The organism is Sharpea porci (assembly GCF_009695655.1).
GTDB classification, from domain to species: domain Bacteria; phylum Bacillota_I; class Bacilli_A; order Erysipelotrichales; family Coprobacillaceae; genus Sharpea; species Sharpea porci.
Genome location: NZ_VUNM01000060.1, coordinates 1 through 2509, shown reverse-complemented (window position 1 = coordinate 2509; position 2509 = coordinate 1). Strand labels below are relative to the sequence as shown.

3 protein-coding genes are annotated in these 2509 nt (G+C 40.5%); all 3 read left to right on the top strand.

The genetic code is table 11. The features are described from left to right. Nucleotides 1-222: 222 nt before the first annotated feature. The 3 genes from FYJ79_RS12290 (at nt 223) to FYJ79_RS12280 (ending at nt 2330) form a co-directional block, all read left to right on the top strand. Nucleotides 223-1548 (top strand): MATE family efflux transporter, encoded by a 1326-nt coding sequence (locus tag FYJ79_RS12290; RefSeq protein ID WP_154518899.1) that lies wholly within the window; start codon nt 223-225, stop codon nt 1546-1548. Nucleotides 1549-1763: 215 nt separating this feature from the next. Then, entirely contained in the window at nt 1764-2015 is a 252-nt protein-coding gene (locus FYJ79_RS12285; RefSeq protein WP_195837095.1) for a type 1 periplasmic-binding domain-containing protein, read from the top strand. A gap of 147 nt (nt 2016-2162) precedes the next feature. Continuing rightward, nucleotides 2163-2330 carry a hypothetical protein gene (locus FYJ79_RS12280; protein WP_195837094.1) on the top strand — a complete coding sequence of 56 codons (168 nt, stop codon included), beginning with the start codon at nt 2163-2165 and terminating at the stop codon, nt 2328-2330. Nucleotides 2331-2509: the final 179 nt, after the last annotated feature.

Below are 2509 nucleotides of genomic sequence, written 5' to 3'. Positions count from 1 at the left end.
GAAATGCTTCTGCGGGCGATAGTGTATTCGCAAAAGACGCTAAAATATCGAGATGCATGGAAGTAAAACGTTGGAATATCAACGTTTTTTTCTCTTTATATAGGTCCACTGTGCAAATGGGGATTTTTTGTTTTTAATATTGATTGCTTAAGGTTACGTGATTAGCCCATTGTGGAAAACAACGATATGCCTTATCATGAGGTTACTTTGGGGGTGACTTCTATGGTGGAAAAAAGATTTTTGAAGGAAGTTATGAACATTTCTATACCCGTAGCATTGCAATCCATGCTGCAGTCTTCTTTTTCCATGATTGATCAGGTCATGGTAGGACAGCTTGGTGATCAGAGTGTTGCTGCTGTAGAAATTGCCAGTAAGCCAGGATTCATCTATGCTTTTCTTATCAGTGCCATCTCCACTATTACAGCGATAATGACTTCACAATATATTGGAAAGAATAACCGGGAAGCGGAAGAAAAGACACTATGCATAAATCTTCTTGTCATGTTTATTGTCGGCTCTTGTTTTCTTTTAGCTTTCAGCATTTTTCGAGATTCATTCATATCTCTCTTTTCGAACGATCATCCTGTAGAGCAGAGGGGCATTCAGTATCTTCAGGTCATTGTGCTTACTTTTATTCCTTTAGGTATATGCAATATTTTAAGTGTGCCCCTACGCTGTCATAATCATTCAATGTGGCCTCTTTATATCGGTATCTTTACTGCGCTAGTTAATACATTTTTTAACTTTTGTTTGATATTTGGTCATTTTGGCGCTCCTGCATTAGGCGTTCAGGGTGCTGCCATAGCTAGCGTCATTTCACAAATGGTGGGAGCGTTCCTAACCCTTGTCTGTGTTTATAAGTTATATGGAAGAATCAACATCTCCTTGGGATTGGATCGGGAAGGCTATCAACAGTATTTTAAGATGCTTTTACCAGTTGCCTTTAGTGAATGCTTGTGGGCAGTGGGACAAAGCGTCAATACATATGTCTATGGACATATGGGAACTAATGAGCTAGCAGGCATGTCACTGACTGGAGCAATACAAGGTCTCACCATTGGAGCATTAAGCGGATTGGCCCAGGCTGCTGGCATTTTGACAGGGAAAAGATTGGGCAGAAATGAATATGATGAAGCCTATAGCGAATCAATAAGAATCTGTGTGTTTGGTTTTATTGGTTCTGTAGTGCTGTCATTGATGATTGTCTTGCTTAGAAGCTCTTATGTCGGAGTCTTTCAGGTATCTGCCAGTGCGAAGAGCATTGGGGAGAAAATCTTACTTGTTTTCGCGTTTTTAATGCCGGCAAAGGTATTAAATATGATTTTGGGCGGTGGTGTGATCAGAAGTGGTGGAAAGACAAAATATATCATGATGATTGACATTCTAGGCACATGGTTTATTGGCGTTCCATTGGCAGTATTCACAGGGCTTTTTCTCAAGCTGTCTATCGTATGGGTCTATTTGATCTTGTCGCAGGAAGAAATGGTAAGACTTCTTTTGACAGCCTATATGTTTAGAAGCAGGAAGTGGATGAATACAATTTCATGAGGATCAGTATGCGGGATGAAAGGAAAATTCGCATCGCTGATATAGCAAGTGAACTGGGCGTAAGAACGGCAGCGGCTTCTAATGTCGTACATGGCAACACGAAAGAAGCCTCTGATACGACAGTAAGAGAGGTTCAGGAGTAGCTTGCTGAAAGAGGCCATCTGCCTGATATTGCTGCAGCCTTATCGGCATTAAATAATCCTGGAATGGCTGCTATGTTTTTTTGTGAAGATGCATATCAGAAATTGCGTGATCAAATACGAATAGCCTTTGTGGTTTATGATGGCTATTTTAAAAATGACAGAAATATCTGTAGCTTGATTGTAGATGATTTTGAAGGTGGACGAGAGGCTGGTCACTATTTTCGTGAGCATCATCCTCATAAAGTGCTTTGTATCGCAAATAGCTGGTCTAAGCCTGACTGTGATAGGTACGAAGGATTGTGCAATGGCATCAGCACCAGGTAGACTTTCTTCAAATCGCTATGAAAAGGGAAGAAAGAATGCCCTTTTAACAAAATAATAAAATGATCTTTAAAGAACATGATGCGATACTTGTGGTTTCTGATTACTATGTCATAGAACTCGTGAATTTCTTGACCAATGCTGGATTTGATGATGTTGAATTCTACAAATGTCTCTCAATTATCATCAGCACAGCAGGATGCAGTACTACGCGCAAGAAGTGCCGTTGGATGTCTTCAAAGAATGAGAAACGACAGGGATTATTCATCGACTGAGAAAATGCCTGTTTATTTTATTCCTGGGGCAGGTTCTGAATAACTGACATTATGCCTCAGAAGTGCCTGTATAAGCGCCATAAATGAGGCTACGCAAACTTTCTTCACTTTTTTGAGAAAAACTATTGCAAAGAGGGAAGATGCGTGGTACTATAGGCGAGCAGTCCCGAGAGGGACGCAAGCCGAACACTGATAACTGAACAGAAACACGTCAGATAAAAC